The 15,458-nt window shown below is 60.6% G+C and carries 12 protein-coding genes; 3 read left to right on the top strand and 9 right to left on the bottom strand.

Annotated features, from left to right (window positions below; all coding sequences use genetic code 11):
* Positions 1-89 precede the first annotated feature (89 nt).
* The 8 genes from murD to mraZ all read right to left on the bottom strand — a co-directional run bounded on the left by murD (position 90) and on the right by mraZ (position 9,282).
* Complete coding sequence (gene murD / locus ACR0AM_RS04680; RefSeq protein WP_480622251.1) at positions 90-1,487, bottom strand: UDP-N-acetylmuramoyl-L-alanine--D-glutamate ligase; 1,398 nt, start codon at positions 1,485-1,487, stop codon at positions 90-92.
* Positions 1,488-1,636: 149 nt separating this feature from the next.
* Complete coding sequence (gene mraY, locus ACR0AM_RS04675) at positions 1,637-2,719, bottom strand: phospho-N-acetylmuramoyl-pentapeptide-transferase (RefSeq protein ID WP_480475931.1); 1,083 nt, start codon at positions 2,717-2,719, stop codon at positions 1,637-1,639.
* A 36-nt stretch (positions 2,720-2,755) separates the two neighbouring features.
* Positions 2,756-4,150 carry a UDP-N-acetylmuramoyl-tripeptide--D-alanyl-D-alanine ligase gene (locus ACR0AM_RS04670; RefSeq protein ID WP_480516286.1) on the bottom strand — a complete coding sequence of 465 codons (1,395 nt, stop codon included), beginning with the start codon at positions 4,148-4,150 and terminating at the stop codon, positions 2,756-2,758.
* The gene (locus tag ACR0AM_RS04665) at positions 4,147-5,646 is read right to left on the bottom strand and encodes a UDP-N-acetylmuramoyl-L-alanyl-D-glutamate--2,6-diaminopimelate ligase (RefSeq protein WP_480604459.1); all 1,500 of its coding nucleotides are present in this window, start codon (positions 5,644-5,646) and stop codon (positions 4,147-4,149) included. Before ACR0AM_RS04665 ends, ACR0AM_RS04670 begins: the two co-directional genes overlap by 4 nt.
* A 22-nt stretch (positions 5,647-5,668) precedes the next feature.
* Positions 5,669-7,456, bottom strand: a complete 1,788-nt coding sequence (locus ACR0AM_RS04660; protein ID WP_480554073.1) for a peptidoglycan D,D-transpeptidase FtsI family protein — start codon at positions 7,454-7,456, stop codon at positions 5,669-5,671.
* Complete coding sequence (gene ftsL / locus ACR0AM_RS04655; protein ID WP_480554072.1) at positions 7,453-7,821, bottom strand: cell division protein FtsL; 369 nt, start codon at positions 7,819-7,821, stop codon at positions 7,453-7,455. Before ftsL ends, ACR0AM_RS04660 begins: the two co-directional genes overlap by 4 nt.
* Positions 7,818-8,810: a 16S rRNA (cytosine(1402)-N(4))-methyltransferase RsmH gene (rsmH, locus tag ACR0AM_RS04650; RefSeq protein WP_480622250.1), complete on the bottom strand. Its 993-nt coding sequence runs from the start codon at positions 8,808-8,810 to the stop codon at positions 7,818-7,820. Before rsmH ends, ftsL begins: the two co-directional genes overlap by 4 nt.
* A 4-nt stretch (positions 8,811-8,814) precedes the next feature.
* Positions 8,815-9,282, bottom strand: coding sequence for a division/cell wall cluster transcriptional repressor MraZ (mraZ, locus tag ACR0AM_RS04645; protein ID WP_480475923.1), 468 nt, complete (start codon positions 9,280-9,282; stop codon positions 8,815-8,817).
* A 924-nt stretch (positions 9,283-10,206) separates the two neighbouring features.
* Here mraZ and ACR0AM_RS04640 point away from each other — a divergent pair.
* A complete protein-coding gene (locus ACR0AM_RS04640; RefSeq protein WP_480516274.1) occupies positions 10,207-10,431 on the top strand; it encodes a DUF1127 domain-containing protein in 225 nt (74 codons plus the stop codon).
* Positions 10,432-10,801: 370 nt separating this feature from the next.
* The gene (locus ACR0AM_RS04635; protein WP_480475919.1) at positions 10,802-11,092 is read left to right on the top strand and encodes a DUF1330 domain-containing protein; all 291 of its coding nucleotides are present in this window, start codon (positions 10,802-10,804) and stop codon (positions 11,090-11,092) included.
* 4 nt (positions 11,093-11,096) lie between these two features.
* Here ACR0AM_RS04635 and ACR0AM_RS04630 read toward each other — a convergent pair whose 3' ends face one another.
* A complete protein-coding gene (locus tag ACR0AM_RS04630; protein WP_480622249.1) occupies positions 11,097-13,493 on the bottom strand; it encodes an ATP-dependent helicase in 2,397 nt (798 codons plus the stop codon).
* Positions 13,494-13,673: 180 nt separating this feature from the next.
* On the opposite strand from ACR0AM_RS04630, the gene ACR0AM_RS04625 reads away from it, so the two are divergent.
* A complete protein-coding gene (locus ACR0AM_RS04625) occupies positions 13,674-15,449 on the top strand; it encodes a sensor domain-containing diguanylate cyclase (RefSeq protein ID WP_480622248.1) in 1,776 nt (591 codons plus the stop codon).
* The last annotated feature ends 9 nt before the right edge of the window (positions 15,450-15,458 follow it).

Genomic DNA, 15,458 nt, shown 5'->3' with positions numbered 1-15,458 from the left:
ACTTAAGGTGACGCAACCTCAATTCCAACAAAGTGTCAATCTGACTGAAAAATGTCCACATCTACTGGCGGGCTGTTGCAGATGCGACATTAGCCCAGCCGTTTTTGCACCTGCGCCGTGAAGTCATCGCCACGCTGTTCGAAATTGTCATATTGATCGAAACTTGCCGCTGCCGGAGCCAGCAGAACAGTCTCGCCCGCCTGTGCATCCGCCATGGCCTGCGCCACTGCCGCCTCCATCGTGGTACAAACCTGTGCGTCGGACGTCAGTTGCATCGCAAAGCCCGCCGCCTCACGACCGATAACATAGGCTTTGATCACCTGATCCGCTGCTGCGTTCAGGGCTGCGACACCGCCTTCCTTTTCAAGGCCGCCACAGATCCATCGGATCTTTTTGAACGCCATAAGCGCTTTCAGGGCGCTGTCGACATTGGTCGCCTTGGAGTCGTTGACATAGGTAACCCCGTCGGCCTCGGCGATGATCTGGCTGCGGTGGGGCAGGCCCGGGAACGAGTGCAGCGCGTCTTCGATCACGCGTGGCGCAAGGCCCAGCGACCGGCAGGCCGCATACGCCGCGCAGGCGTTCTGGTGGTTATGGGCACCGGGAAGGCCCTTGATCGCGCGCAGGTCGATGGACCCGGCCTGCCGCCCCTTGCGGTATTCCGACAAAAACCCCTTGCGCGCAAAGACCTGCCATCCCGGCCCCGTCAGCTTTCGCGTTACCGAGATACGAATTACGCGGTCATCCGCTGGCCCTTCGGCCAGTTGGCCAGCAAGAAAGGCGCCTTCGGTTTCATCGATGCCGACGATCGCGCGGTCCGGGCCGCCTTCGGCAAAGAGGCGCCGTTTGGCCGCGAAATATCCCCCCATGCCGCCGTGGCGGTCCAGATGATCTGGCGAAAGGTTGGTGAACACCGCCACATCCGGGGTCAGCGCACGGGCCAGTTCCGTCTGATAGCTGGAAAGTTCCAGCACCACGACCGAACCATCGCCACCCGGATCTATATCCAGGACCCCGCGCCCGATATTTCCGGCCAGCTGCGCCTCGCGCCCGGCCTCGGTCAGGATGTGATGGATCAGCGCCGCGGTGGTGGATTTCCCGTTCGAGCCGGTGACCGCGATGACCCGTGGTGGAGTGTCATAGTTGCTCCATTCCGGCCCCGCAAAAGAGCGGAAGAACAGCCCGATATCATTGTCCACAGGCACGCCTGCGTCCAAGGCTGCGGCAACCACGGGGTTGGGTTCGGGATAAAGATGCGGAATGCCCGGCGAAACGATGAGCGTGGCAATGGTGTCAAACGCCCCCTGTTTGCGCAGGTCGGCACAGGAGAATCCTTCGCCCTCGGCTGTGGCGCGGGTTGTCGGGTTGTCATCCCAGCACACCGGATCTGCCCCGCCTGCGCGCAAGGCGCGTGCGGTTGCCAGACCGGACCGGCCCAATCCCAGAACCGCAACTTTCTGCCCTGAAAAGCCTTTGACCGGGATCATTCTAACCACCTTCTTTGATTTGGATTTGGAGGCCACACTGCACTGAAGAAAATCACAATGACAAGGGGCGTGTCAGGCTCGCGCGGCGGCGCGAGCCGGGCCCAACAGGTGGCAGGAGGGCCGCAGGCCCTTCGAACCTGGCGGGAGCGTCACCGGACCTTCAGCGTTGCCAGACCGATCATCGCCAGGATCAGCGAGATGATCCAGAAGCGGATGACGATGGTAGGCTCGGCCCAGCCCTTTTTCTCATAATGATGATGGATCGGGGCCATCAGGAAAACCCGCTTGCCGGTGCGTTTGAAGTAGAGAACCTGAATGATCACGCTCAACGCCTCGACCACGAACAGGCCGCCGACGACGGCCAGAACCAACTCGTGCTTGGTGGCCACGGCAATAGCGCCCAGCGCGCCGCCCAGTGCCAGCGATCCGGTATCCCCCATGAACACCGCCGCCGGGGGGGCGTTGTACCACAGAAATCCCAGACCCGCACCAAAGAGCGCAGAGGTGAAGATAAAGATCTCACCCGTGCCCGGCACGTAATGCACGTCGAGATATTCGGTAAAGTCGACGCGGCCCACGGCATAGGCGATCACGCCCAGCGTCGAGGCGGCGATCATCGCTGGCATGATGGCCAGACCGTCCAGACCGTCGGTCAGGTTTACCGCGTTGGCGGCCCCTACGATCACGACAATCGAGAACGGGATATAGAAGATACCCAGATTGACCAGCGTGTCCTTGAACACCGGCACGGCCAGTTGATTCTGCAACGCTTCGGGGTGGTGCAACGTCGCCCAGAGCGCGGCCAGCACCGCGATGATCACGCCCAAGGCAAGGCGCATCCGCCCCGGAACGCCCTTGGTGTTCTGTTTCGACACCTTGGCATAGTCATCCGCGAATCCAATGGCCGCATAAGACAGGGTCACGAAAAGCACCATCCAGACGTAAGGGTTGTCCAGACGTGCCCAGACGAGGGTCGAGGTCACAAGAGCACCGACAATCAGCAACCCGCCCATTGTTGGCGTGCCTGCCTTGGAAAAATGCCCCTCGGGGCCATCATTGCGGATCGGCTGGCCCTTGCCCTGCTTTCTGCGCAGCACGTTGATCAGGGGCTTTCCGAAGATGAACCCAAAGATCAGTGCCGTCATGAAGGCACCGCCTGCGCGGAAGGTGATATACCGGAAGAGGTTCCAGAAATCCCCGCCATCCGACAGGGCGGTCAACCAGTACAGCATGACAATACCTTTCTCACACTAGGCGCATGGGCGTGATCACCCATCAAGCGCGCCCCCTTGCCCCATTTTGCGCAGACCGTCAACAATCGAGGCCAATCCCATGCTTAGAGAGCCCTTGGCCAGAACAGTATCGCCGTCCCTGACCAGCGACGGCAACCGTCCGGCCATCTCGGCGCTGGTTTCGGACCAGAGACCGCGTTTGGCAGGGGGCAGCGCGTGGTGCAGTGCCCGCATCAACGGGCCGATACAATGCACCTGATCGACATGTGCCATCGCTTCGGCATCGGCCATGGCGGCGTGCATCGCCACTTCCTGTGTGCCCAGCTCTTTCATGTCGCCCAGAATGGCGATGCGGCGTTTGCCTTGTGAGGCAGCGAGTACATCCAGCGCGGCCTCCATCGAGGTCGGGTTGGCGTTATAGCTGTCATCCAGCAGTTCGATCTGCCCGCCGCCGGGCAGAGGAATGCTTTCCCGTACGCCGCGCCCCTTGACCGGGGACCATGCGCGCAGACCTGCGACGGCGTCATCGAGATCAACACCCAATTCAACGCAGGCTGCCAAGGCCCCCAGCGCGTTCATGGCGAAATGCGTACCGGCAGAGTTCACCTCAAATCGGATTACCTGTTCACCAACGGCTGCCTCGGCTTTCACGGTGTTCGCCGCCTGCTGAACGTCGGTCAGCCGGTAATCCGTTGCGCCTTGGCCGAAATCCACGATCCCGGCCCCCTGCCCAAGCGCCGTTTGGCGCAGGATGTCTGCGTGGTCGATATCTGCATTGACGATTGCCGCGCCACCGGGTTCGAGCCCTTCAAAGATCGCTGCTTTTTCATGGGCGATACCAGCGACGGACTCGAAGGCTTCCAGATGCACCGCCGCCACGGTTGTAACCAGCGCCACATGCGGGCGGGCCTGCCGGGCCAGCGGGGCAATCTCGCCCGGATGGTTCATTCCGATCTCGATCACTGCGAATTCAGTGTTACACGGCATCCGTGCAAGGGTCAGCGGAACGCCCCAGTGGTTGTTGTAACTGGCCACGCTGGCATGGGTTTTGCCTTGTGTTTCGAGGATCACGGCCAGCATTTCCTTGGTCGACGTCTTGCCGACACTGCCGGTCACCCCCACCACACGCGCATTCGTTCTGGCGCGTGCCGCCTGCCCCAAAGCCTCGAGCCCCGCCTGAACATCATCGACGATCAGCAGTGGCGCATCAGGCGATACGTTGTCGGGAATATGCGAGACCAAAGCCGCGCCCGCGCCTTTCTCAAGCGCTTGGGCCACGAATTCATGCCCGTCCCGCGCCGCTTTCAGCGCAACAAACAGATCACCGGGTTGAAGGGTTCGCGTGTCGATGGAGACACCATCAGCGGTCCAATCGGTCGTGACCCGCCCGCCCGTTGCCTGAGCGGCCTCGGATGCTGTCCAGAGCGTCATGCGACCCTCCCGTCCAGCGCGGCGACGGAAATGCTGGCCTGTTCCACATCATCAAAGGGCAGTACCTGATCGCCGACGACCTGCCCGGTTTCGTGGCCCTTGCCCGCAATCAGCAGTGCGTCGCCGGGTTGCAGGGCATCGATGCCGCGCAGAATGGCTTCGGCGCGGTCGCCGACCTCGGTCACGCTGACGTCGCCCGCTGCCTCGAGTGCACCTGCCATGACGGCGGCGCGGATGGCGGCGGGGTCTTCGCTGCGCGGGTTGTCATCGGTGACGAAAACCATATCCGCATAGTTCGAGGCCGCCCTGCCCATCAGCGGGCGTTTCGTGGCATCGCGGTCGCCGCCCGCGCCGACAATGGCAATCAGGCGGCCCATCACATGCGGACGCAGCGCCTTGAGGGCGGTGGCCACGGCGTCGGGGGTGTGCGCGTAATCCACAAAAACTGTCGCGCCGTTGTCGCGGGTTGCGGCCAGCTGCATACGCCCGCGCACGGTGGTCAGATGCGGCAGTGTTTCAAAAACCCGTTCGGGGCTGTCGCCCGCAGCAATCACCAGACCGCAAGCCAGCAGGATGTTTTCGGCCTGGAACCCTCCGATCAGGTTCAGGCGGGTCTGGAAGGTTCGGCCCTGCCACGCAAATCGCAGGTCCTGCCCGGTGGCATCGAACCGCTGGTTGATCAGGCACAGATCGGCGTCGCCCAACCCGACGGTCAGCACCGATTGACCGCGCGCCTCGGCGATCCGGCGGACCCGAGACCCCTTGGGATCGCTCAGATTGATAACCGCGGTGCCATCCTGTGGCAGAACCCGGTCGAACAACCCGGCCTTTGCTGCGAAATACGCTTCAAAAGTCTCGTGGTAATCCAGATGGTCCTGCGTGAAGTTCGAAAACCCGGCAGCGGTCAGGTGCACGCCATCCAGGCGGCGCTGTTCGAGGCCGTGGGACGAGGCCTCCATCGCGGCATGGGTCACGCCGTTTTCGGCGGCTTCCGCCAGACAGCGATGCAAGGTGATCGGCTCGGGCGTAGTATGGGCCAGCGGCGCGGTCCATGCCCCTTCGACTCCGGTTGTCCCAAGGTTGACGGCCGCGTGGCCCAGTTCGGTCCAGATCTGGCGCACAAAGGTGGCAACCGAGGTTTTTCCGTTGGTTCCGGTGACTGCGACAATGGTCTGCGGCATCGCGCCGAACCACAGGGCGGCGGCCCCGGCCAGCGCCTGACGCGGGTCTTCGACAACCACCAGCGCCGCATCCGACACCGCAAGTTCAGCTGCTGCGATTCTCGCCCCTTCGGCATCGGTCAGGATGGCGGCGGCCCCCATGCGCAGGGCGTATTGGATGAACGAACCACCATGAACCCGCGTGCCCGGAAGGGCTGCGAACAGGAAACCGTCTTTCACCTCGCGGCTGTCAACGGCCAGCCCGGTGATCTCGGGGTTTACCCCGCCTCGCGCGGTCAGGGCCAGTTGGCTGAGTTTCTTTGACCTTGTGCCCATGACCCACCTCTTGCCGGACAGCCTAGTTTGAGGTCAGCGTTATAGCAGCGCCCGCCTCAGGCTCAAGCCGGGGACGCAAGCCCAGCAGAGGTGCCACGCGACCGATAAGTTCGGCAGCTACAGGCACTGCTGTCCAGCCTGCAGTTCGGCGTTTTTCACCGTAAGCCACGATCGAGGGTTCATCCAGCGTGACGATCAGAACATATTTCGGATCGTAGGCCGGGAAGATCGTTGCGAAAGTGGCGATGACCTTGTCTTCGTAATACCCGCCGCGTGGCTTGGGCTTGTCTGCCGTGCCGGTCTTGCCAGCCACGTCATACCCTTGCACTTCGCCAAAGCTGGCAGTGCCATCCGTCACCACCTTGCGCAGCATTTTCTGCGCCTGACGCGCGGTTCCCTGCGACATCACGCGGGGGCCGTATTGCGGACCGTTCTGGCGCAGGATGGTCGGGCTGACATAGTGCCCGCCATTGGCAATCGCCGCATATCCCGCCGCCAGATGCATCGGGCTGGTTGACAGGCCATGGCCGTAGGAGATGGTCACGGTGCTCAGCTCGCCCCATTTCTTCGGCATCAGCGGCACACCACCCTTGGCTTCGACAATCTCGAACGGAGTCGGTTCGAACATGCCGAGCGCATTCAGAAAGTCCTGCTGCCGCTGCGCACCGATCTGCAACGCCAGACGCCCGGTGCCACGGTTCGAGCTGTGGACGATCACATCCGCCACGCTGATCTTGCCGTAATTCTTGCCGTTAAATTCACCAATCGGGAAGCGCCCGATCTTCATCGGGCCGGATGTATCGATGATGGTGTTCGAGTTTACCAGCCCAAGCTCGACCGCCTGCGCGGCGGTGAAAATCTTGAAGACCGACCCCAGTTCGTACACGCCTTGCACATAGCGGTTGAACAGCGGGCTGTCTGAGGGATCAAACCCCGAGGTCGGCGGGCGCGGACGATCATTGGGATCGAATGAGGGCAGCGAGGCGGCGGATACAACCTCGCCCGTATGCGCATTCATCAGAACCGCCGACGCGCCCTTGGCATTCATGATCTTCATACCGCCATAGAGCACTTGTTCGACCGCGGCCTGAATGGTCAGGTCCAGCGACAGTTGCAGCGGCTTGTTGCCGTTGGCGGGATCGCGCAGATAGTCGTCAAACTGCTTTTCCACCCCGGCCACACCGATCACCTCGGCGGCGCTGACGCCCTCGCGGCCAAAGCCGGAGCCGCCAAGGATGTGCGCGGCCAGCTTGCCATTGGGATAGAGGCGCATTTCGCGCGGGCCAAACAGGATGCCGGGATCACCGATGTCGTGCACGGCCTGTTTCTGTTCGGGCGAGATGCGTTTCTTGATCCACAGGAACTTGCGGTTGCCGGTGAAGTCCTTGACCAGACGCTCTTTATCCAGATCGGGGAAGATCGCGACCAGCTGATCTGCTGCCGCAATCGGGTCGATCATCAGCGGTGGCTGCGCGTAGACGGAATAAGTGTCCAGATTGGTTGCCAGAATGCGCCCTTCGCGGTCGACGATATTGGCGCGCTGCATGGCAATCGCAGCCCCCGGCGCATTGGCCAGCGGCTCCTGCGCCTCGGACGTTGCCAACATACCCATGCGGACGCCAACCACCGTGAAAGCGCAAAAGAAGAACAACCCCAGCACCAGCAGACGCCCTTCGGCGCGGGCGCGGGCGCGGTCTTTCATGTCTTCGTGGCGCTTGCGGATGTTTTCACGCTCGATCGCCTTTGGGTTTTCGCCCCGGGCGCGGGCGTCAAGGATACGGGCCAGTGGGCGAAGGGGCGTGCGCGTCATGGGATCTGCACCTCGGCCAAGGCCTGAATGTCGGTGATGGCCTGCAATTCAATCGGGTCAACGATGGGCAGGTCAGGATCCTCGGCAAAGGCAATCTGGTCGGCGCGCCCGAACTGTTCGGCCCGCAGAGGCAGCAGACCAAGACGTTCAAAATTCAGGTCTGCCAGTTCTCGCAGCCGGTCCGGGCGGTTCAAATAGGCCCATTCGGCGTTCAGGACCGCCAGCCGCACCTGCGCCATGCCGATCTCGCGTTGCAGGGATTGCGTTTCCTTCACCACCTGTTGGGTGCGATAATTCTCCTGATAGGCCCAAAGCGCCAATCCGAACACGGACAGGGCAGTCAACACATACAAAACACTCTTCATCTTGCCCTTCCCCCAAGTTGAGGCGTTCCAATGGCGCGGGCCTCAATTTCCCCCGCCGGAGCATCGGTACGGATCGCAACACGCAGCTTGGCCGAGCGCGCGCGCGGGTTTTCCTGCAATTCCTGTTCGTCGGGCCCCACCGCCTTGCGGGTCTTCAGCGTAAATTGCGGCCGGTCCTGTTCCATCTCGGGCGCATAGCGGTTCGCACGCCCTGTCTTGCCCGCGCGCGACTGAAAGAACCGTTTGACCATCCGGTCCTCGATGGAATGGAAGGTGACAACGGCCAGCTGCCCACCAGGTTTCAGCGCACGTTCGGCAGCCATAAGGCCCTGAAACAGCTCTTCATATTCGGCATTCACCGCGATCCGCAGGCCCTGAAAACTGCGCGTTGCGGGATGCGATTGCCCCGGTTTCGGACGCGGCAGGCAGGATTCGACAATCTCGGCCAGTCGCAGGGTTGTTGTGATCGGCGCCTCGGTTCGTGCCCTGACAATCGCCTTGGCAATCCGGCGGCTGGCGCGTTCTTCGCCATAGTGGAACAGGATATCGGCCAGTTGCGCCTCGGTCGCGGTGTTTACCAGATCGGCGGCGCTTTCGCCTTGCTGGCTCATCCGCATATCCAGCGGACCGTCCTTCATGAAGGAAAACCCGCGCTCGGCCTGATCCAGCTGCATCGAGGACACGCCAAGATCCAGTACAACGCCGTCCAGGTCCTGCGCATATTCGTCCATGCGCGAAAATACGCCGGGCTGCATCACCAGCCGGTCGCCGTAATCCTGCGCCCAATCTGCCGCCATTTCAAAGGCCAGCGGATCTCGGTCTACACCGATGACCTTGTCCGCCCCGGCCTCCAACAGCCCGCGCGTGTAGCCGCCCGCGCCAAACGTGCCGTCCAGCCAGATGCCCGTGACCGGCGCAACCGCAGCCAGCAAGGGGCGCAGCAGAACGGGAATATGTGGTTTTTCTGATGAGGACGCAGCGCCGGCCATGCCGTTACGCATCCCCGGTGCCATCTAGGAACTGCATCGGATCAAAATCGTCCGGCAGATCATCCATCCATTCTTCGGTCTTGGCCAGTTCCTCGACCTCGTAGGTCTCGGGTTTCCAGATCTGAAAGGTGTCGCCTGCGGCAATAAAGAACGCCTCGCCTTCCAGACCGATCTTGCTGCGCAGCTTGGCGGGTAGCACAAGACGCCCGGTTTCGTCCACGTTGGTCGGGAAAGACTGACCATGGAACATGCGCTGCAACATCCGCCGCTGCATCGAGCCACGCGGCAGGGCATCGATCTTGGCATCAACCTCGTCAATCGCCTGCATGGTATAACATTCAAGGAACTTGCGGCGGTGGTCACCATAGACAATCACCAGTTCAGGGTTGTCACCGGGCTGCCAGTTGGGATCGGACGATTCAAGCACACGGCGAAACGAGGCCGGGATCGACACCCTGCCCTTCGTATCCACCTTGTGGTGGCTCTCACCTCTAAACCTGCGCGCCAAGACGACTGTCCCTTTCGCTTGCGCCCCACCTTGAATTCACGGTCCCCCCGGATGAAAAACGGCGGGTTGATCTGCTGCCACTGATCAACCCGCCGCATTGACCCGCTAAGCGGGATGTCCAGCTGCGCGCGCCACCTGGGGGGATGTCTGCTCGCCCGCGCGCCGGATCTCTTGGTTGATGAAAGCGAGATGCCTGTATGAAACCTGAATATTTTTGGTCGGGGTCGTTTGGTGCCCCTGCTGCCTCGTCCTCATCGGATGTATTAGGGATGACATGGGAATTCATGGAAATCAATAGGAAATTTGCGCAGCGTGTCATGCGGAACACGGCCAGAGCGGAATATCATTGAAGGATTCGAGCCCCACGACACCAGTTTTAGCGTGCGATGAAAAACACGCCCCAATATATAGAAAATTCTGCGGCCGAATTTTTTCCCGCGATTTCCCAAGAATTTTGCCAGCTTTTCTTTTGGACTGGAAATATTGGCCCCAAATGCACAATCAGCCCTTCGAATCGTTCAGAATTTCGGATCGCTTTCCAGTATTCTCCCCCGCGCGACCACATCGCCCCATGATTTCCCACGAGCGATTTACCCATGCCTTGTCAACATCAGAACGGATATGTTTTGCCCATTTTCCCGCCGAGTGCGCTCAATTCAAAGGCAGGCTATCGGGAAGGGCCAGATGCCGCCGACAAAGCTGACCTAGGGTCGACCCCATATTTTCAAGGCGCATCGCGGCAGGAAGAAAAAACTGAGCCAATCTATGCATTTGCTGCATAGCAGCATTGATGTCGTGACCTATTGTGCAATTGCAGCATTTGCCTATCTTCAGTCTCAAGCAAGGGCCGGACGATACCGGCAAGACAAAAAGATACGGATGAAGAGCATGGCAGTCGCAAGCACGCATACAGCAGTAAAGAACGCACCGGCGTTTGGTTTTGGCGCAGTTTTGGAAAACGCAAAGACCCGGTTCGTACGCTATCGCCTGTACCGCCAGACCGTCAATGAACTTTCCGCTCTGTCGAACCGCGAGCTAGCCGATCTTGGCCTGCACCGCTCGATGATCCGCCGCGTTGCCATGCAGGCAGCGAGCGAACAATCCGCGCGATAAGCGCAACACGCATACTGAGATCAGGCCCTTCCTCCTCCCTTAGGGTCTGTAATCAGCGGCAGCGTCTTCCTCCTCCCTGACGTTGCCGCACCTTATACCGGCCTCAACCTGCCGGACACGGATACATCGGGGCTTCCTCCTCCCTGCCTTGATGTTGAAAGCGCGCGGCGATGTCTTCCTCCTCCCTGACATCGCCGCGTCTTCCTCATACCGGGTTCAAACCCGGGTTCGCATACATCAGGGCTCTCCTCCTCCCTGCTCTGATGTTGACAAGACGGCGGTTCCCTTTCCTCCTCCCTGGGAACCGCCGTTTTTTGTTTTTCAGACACTGGTGTAGGATGGCATCCTGACTTCTGATGCGGAGGACGCCATGGCCGCCTATTTCATTGCGCAGATCAACATTCACGACCCCGACGGGTACCAGGGCTATCTGGCAGGTTTCATGCCGATCTTCGACCGCCACGGCGGTCGCCTGCTGACGGTCTCATCCAAACCGGTCGAACGGATCGAAGGCGATTGGCCAGAAGGCGGGATTGTGTTGATGGAGTTTCCGGATCTTGCAGCGGCGAAAGCCTGGAAGGACGACCCGGATTACATCGAACTGGCGAAGATCCGAAAGGCCACCGCAACCACCAATCTGGTTCTGGTCGACGGGATATGACGCCTCAGAACGGGACGTCATCCTTGTTGGTCAGAAAACGCGAGACCACTTTCTTGATGCCCGCCTTGTCGAAATCGACCTCGACCTTGTCACCTTCGATCCCGATCACCGCGCCATAACCGAATTTCTGGTGAAACACCCGCTCGCCCAGCGTGAAACTGGCCAGTGCGGTGGCGTCGATCACCGTGTTGCGGCTTTCGCGGGGTTGCGACATGCCATATTGGCCCTGCCGCGCCTGCAGCCGTCTCCAGCCCGGCGAGTTATAGACGTTGGCTTCGGCCGCGCGGGTTTCTATGCCCGCCGTCTGATGACCGCCACCATAAAGGCCCGGAGGTGTCAGCACCTCGACATGGTCCTCGGGCAACTCGTCAATGAACCGTGACGGCATCGAGTTCTGCCATTGCCCGAATACCCGCCGGTTAGCGGCGAAGGAAATCGTACAAACCTCTTCGGCGCGGGTGATGCCGACATAGGCCAGACGGCGTTCTTCCTCGAGTCCTTTGAGGCCGGTTTCGTCCATCGACCGCTGCGAGGGGAACAGCCCGTCTTCCCACCCCGGCAGGAAAACGACGGGAAACTCCAGCCCCTTGGCCGCGTGCAGGGTCATGATCGAGACTTTAGCGCCGTCACCATCCTGCTCATTGTCCATGACCAGGCTGACATGTTCCAGAAACCCTTGCAGGTTTTCGAAATTGTCCAGTTGGTTGACCAGTTCCTTGAGGTTTTCCAGACGCCCCGACGCTTCGGGGGTCTTGTCGTTCTGCCAATGGGCCGTATAGCCGGATTCGTCGAGAATGATCTGGGCCAGTTCGATATGGGTATGCTCGGGCGCGCCATATCGGATCGGCGAAACCCCATCATCGATAACAGTGTCATCATCGACCTCAATCCGGGGACCGCGTGTCATCGCATTCCACCGGGCCAACCCGTCGATCAATTCGCGCAGCGCTTTGCCGCCCTTGCCCTTGATCAGCCCATTGTCGACTGCGATCCGGGCACCTTCGACCAGAGACACGCCGTTCTCGCGCGCCACAATCTGAATGGCCTGCTGCGCCTTGTCGCCCAATCCGCGTTTAGGCGTATTCACGATCCGCTCGAACGCCAGATCATCCTCGGGGCTGGTCACCAGCCGGAAATAGGCCATGGCATCGCGGATCTCCATCCGCTCGTAGAAACGCGGGCCGCCGATCACCTTATAGGGCAGACCGATGGTCAGGAACCGGTCCTCGAAGGCGCGCATCTGGTGCGAGGCACGGACGAGAATCGCCATCTCATCAAGGTTCATCGGACGGATACCGCGCGTCCCGCCCTGCATCGCGTCGATTTCCTCACCGATCCAGCGGGCCTCTTCCTCGCCATCCCAATGGCCGATCAGGTTGACCTTGTGGCCGTCTTTGGCATCGGTCCAAAGCTCTTTACCCAAACGGCTTTCGTTGCCCCGAATGACGTTGGAAGCCGCCGCCAGAATATGTGGGGTCGAGCGGTAGTTTTGTTCCAGCCGCACCACGTAGGCACCGGGAAAGTCCTTTTCGAACCGCAGGATGTTGCCGACCTCGGCCCCGCGCCAGCCATAGATCGACTGGTCGTCATCGCCCACGCAGCAGATGTTCTTGTGACCCCCGGCCAGCAGCCGCAACCACAGGTACTGGGCAACGTTGGTATCCTGATACTCATCCACAAGGATGTAGCGGAACCAGCGCTGGTATTGTTCCAGAACATCCGGATGGGTCTGAAAAATCGTGACCATGTGCAACAGCAGGTCGCCGAAATCCACCGCATTCAACTCGCGCAGGCGGGTCTGGTATTGAGCATAGAGCTCAATGCCCTTGTTGTTATAGGCCCCGGCATCCGCCACAGGCACCTTGTCGGGCGTCAGCGCACGGTTTTTCCAGTCGTCGATGATCCCCGCCAGCATCCGCGCCGGCCAGCGTTTGTCATCGATATTGGCGGCCCGAACCAATTGCTTGAGCAGGCGCAGCTGGTCGTCGCTGTCCAGAATTGTGAAGTTCGATTTCAGATCGACCAGTTCCGCGTGGCGGCGCAGCAGTTTGACGCAAATGGAATGGAAGGTGCCCAGCCATGGCATTCCTTCAGCTGGCTGGCTCAGCAAGCGGCCTACTCGTTCCTTCATCTCGCGCGCGGCCTTGTTGGTGAAGGTCACCGACAGAATCTCGTTCGGGCGCGCGCGCGCCGTGTTGAGCAGATGCGCAATCCGGGCCGTCAGCGCCTTGGTCTTGCCAGTCCCCGCCCCGGCCAGCATCAGAACCGGGCCGTCCAGACGTTCGACCGCGTCACGTTGCGCCGGGTTCAGATCATCCAGATAGGGCGAAGGGCGCACGGCCATAGCCCGCGCCGACAGGGATGCGCCTTCGAAGGCGTCCATTTCGTCAAAACTGCTCATGCCCCCAAACTACGCCGGATGATCGCCAAGGGAAAGAGTTTGTTCACGGCTTGTTCGCGGGGATTTTTCACGTCTTTTTGCATTCAATTCTAAACAAAGATGCCGCTGCCCTGTAGGGCTGTTAACCCTCTGTCAAGTCCTGACCCGGATGCTGGTTCCATGGCTGCGGGAGTGGAACAGATGGAAGCGACGGAACTGGAGGGCGGGTCGTCACGTCTGAAACTTGTGGGTGTGACCTTGATTCTGATCGCGCTGACAGCGGCAGCGGGATGGGGGATTTATGCGACCCCTGCCCCGGTTGTAGACCGCATGTTGGAATCGGACCTGCGAAAAGACGCCATGCGGTTAAGCCGTCAGGTCGAAAGCCATCTGAACAATCTGGATGCAACGTTTCGGTTCCATGAGTTGAACGAGCATGACGCGGAATTCCTGATGCTGTTGCCCGAAACCTCGGATATTTATCGGTTCAAGCTGTTTGACGCATCCGGTCAGGTGTTCTGGTCGACCCGGGCAAACGATATTGGGGCCGTGAATACAAAACCTTACTTCCAGTCGGTCGTCGCCGCCGGAAGGGTCTACTACAACCACGAAGAAAAGCCCGCGACAGAGGTTGATTCATTTGACAACGACCCCGCCAAGCGAACCGGCCCGGGCAGCCGCCATGTGGCAGAAGTCTATACGCCGATCACCGTGGATGGCGTATTCCTGGGCGCTATCGAGTTCTATTCGGACATCACCGATCTCAGGACCCTGTTCATTACCCGTGTGCGTTGGTCGTTGGTGTTTCTTAGCGGTGTCGCGCTGCTAGCACTGACCACTGTCATACTGATTGTCCACCGCACCAACCGCCGCCAGATGCGTGATTTGCGCAAACGGGCCGTGAAAGAACGCGAACTGATGGGAGAGCAGCTTCGCCTGGCGCGTGAGGTGCGCCTGCTGGGCGAGTTGAACGAATGGCTGCAATCAAGCCGCTCACTGGATGAGCTTTTTGACATGGTGGCGCGCTTTATGACCCATATCCTGCCCGAGGCCGAGGGAAGCGTGTACGTCTATTCCAACTCGCGCGATGTGCTGGACGGATGTGCCAGCTGGAACGGGGGAACGCATAAATCTCATATCCATCCGGAAGGATGCTGGGGTTTGAGGCGCGGCCGGACTTATGAGTTCGGTGCCTCTGAGATCGATTTTGTCTGCGAACATGCCGAACCGCATGACGGGCGTCCCTATTTCTGTTTTCCCATTCTGGCCCACGGGGAAACCGTTGGTCTGTTGCATCTGCGTGCAGCTGAGGGGCGTGAGGCCTGTTTCCACAAAAGCCGCAAGCTGGCGCAGCTGTGCGCCGAACAGATCAGCATGGCAATCGCCAATGTCCGTATGCGCGATCAGCTGCATGACCAGTCGGTGCGCGACCCGCTGACCGGGCTGTTCAACCGCCGCCACATGACTGAGACATTGCGCAAGGCCATCAGCCGCAGCCAACAGACCGGCGCCGCGCTGAGCCTGATTGCCGTGGACGTCGATCACTTCAAGAAATTCAACGACACGCATGGTCATGACGCCGGAGACATGGTGTTGCGCGCGGTCGGCGCGGCGCTGGAACAGGGCTGCGACCGGGACGAGATCGCCTGCCGCATCGGCGGTGAGGAATTCATGCTGATCCTGCCCGACAACAGCCCCGAAGATGCCATGACCCGGGCCGAGCAGTTGCGCCAGTCGGTTGAGGCGGTCATTGTCCGCTATAGCGAAAAGGCCCTGCCCCGTATCACAATCTCGGTCGGGGTCGCGCATTACCCCGCCCACGGCACCATGCCGCAGGATCTGATGCGTGCCGCGGATGATGCGCTGTATGTCGCCAAGGACAAGGGGCGCAATCAGGTTCACGTCGCCGCCGGAGCGCTGGAGCAGGCCGGGCGCGTTCCCGCAACGGATAAACGCCCATCGCCGGAAGCCGCTTGAAAACCTTGC

It is taken from the genome of Ruegeria sp. AD9 (assembly GCF_056542305.1).
Note: the sequence above shows the minus strand (reverse complement) of the source record. Positions and strands in the feature narration are given on the sequence as shown.

What these genes read in the sequence shown, in the direction of transcription:
- murD (WP_480622251.1), bottom strand. Translation starts at nt 1,487, where the DNA reads ATGATCCCGGTCAAAGGCTTTTCAGGGCAGAAAGTTGCGGTTCTGGGA.
- mraY (WP_480475931.1), bottom strand. Translation starts at nt 2,719, where the DNA reads ATGCTGTACTGGTTGACCGCCCTGTCGGATGGCGGGGATTTCTGGAAC.
- ACR0AM_RS04670 (WP_480516286.1), bottom strand. Translation starts at nt 4,150, where the DNA reads ATGACGCTCTGGACAGCATCCGAGGCCGCTCAGGCAACGGGCGGGCGG.
- ACR0AM_RS04665 (WP_480604459.1), bottom strand. Translation starts at nt 5,646, where the DNA reads ATGGGCACAAGGTCAAAGAAACTCAGCCAACTGGCCCTGACCGCGCGA.
- ACR0AM_RS04660 (WP_480554073.1), bottom strand. Translation starts at nt 7,456, where the DNA reads ATGACGCGCACGCCCCTTCGCCCACTGGCCCGTATCCTTGACGCCCGC.
- ftsL (WP_480554072.1), bottom strand. Translation starts at nt 7,821, where the DNA reads ATGAAGAGTGTTTTGTATGTGTTGACTGCCCTGTCCGTGTTCGGATTG.
- rsmH (WP_480622250.1), bottom strand. Translation starts at nt 8,810, where the DNA reads ATGGCCGGCGCTGCGTCCTCATCAGAAAAACCACATATTCCCGTTCTG.
- ACR0AM_RS04640 (WP_480516274.1), top strand. Translation starts at nt 10,207, where the DNA reads ATGGCAGTCGCAAGCACGCATACAGCAGTAAAGAACGCACCGGCGTTT.
- ACR0AM_RS04635 (WP_480475919.1), top strand. Translation starts at nt 10,802, where the DNA reads ATGGCCGCCTATTTCATTGCGCAGATCAACATTCACGACCCCGACGGG.
- ACR0AM_RS04630 (WP_480622249.1), bottom strand. Translation starts at nt 13,493, where the DNA reads ATGAGCAGTTTTGACGAAATGGACGCCTTCGAAGGCGCATCCCTGTCG.
- ACR0AM_RS04625 (WP_480622248.1), top strand. Translation starts at nt 13,674, where the DNA reads ATGGAAGCGACGGAACTGGAGGGCGGGTCGTCACGTCTGAAACTTGTG.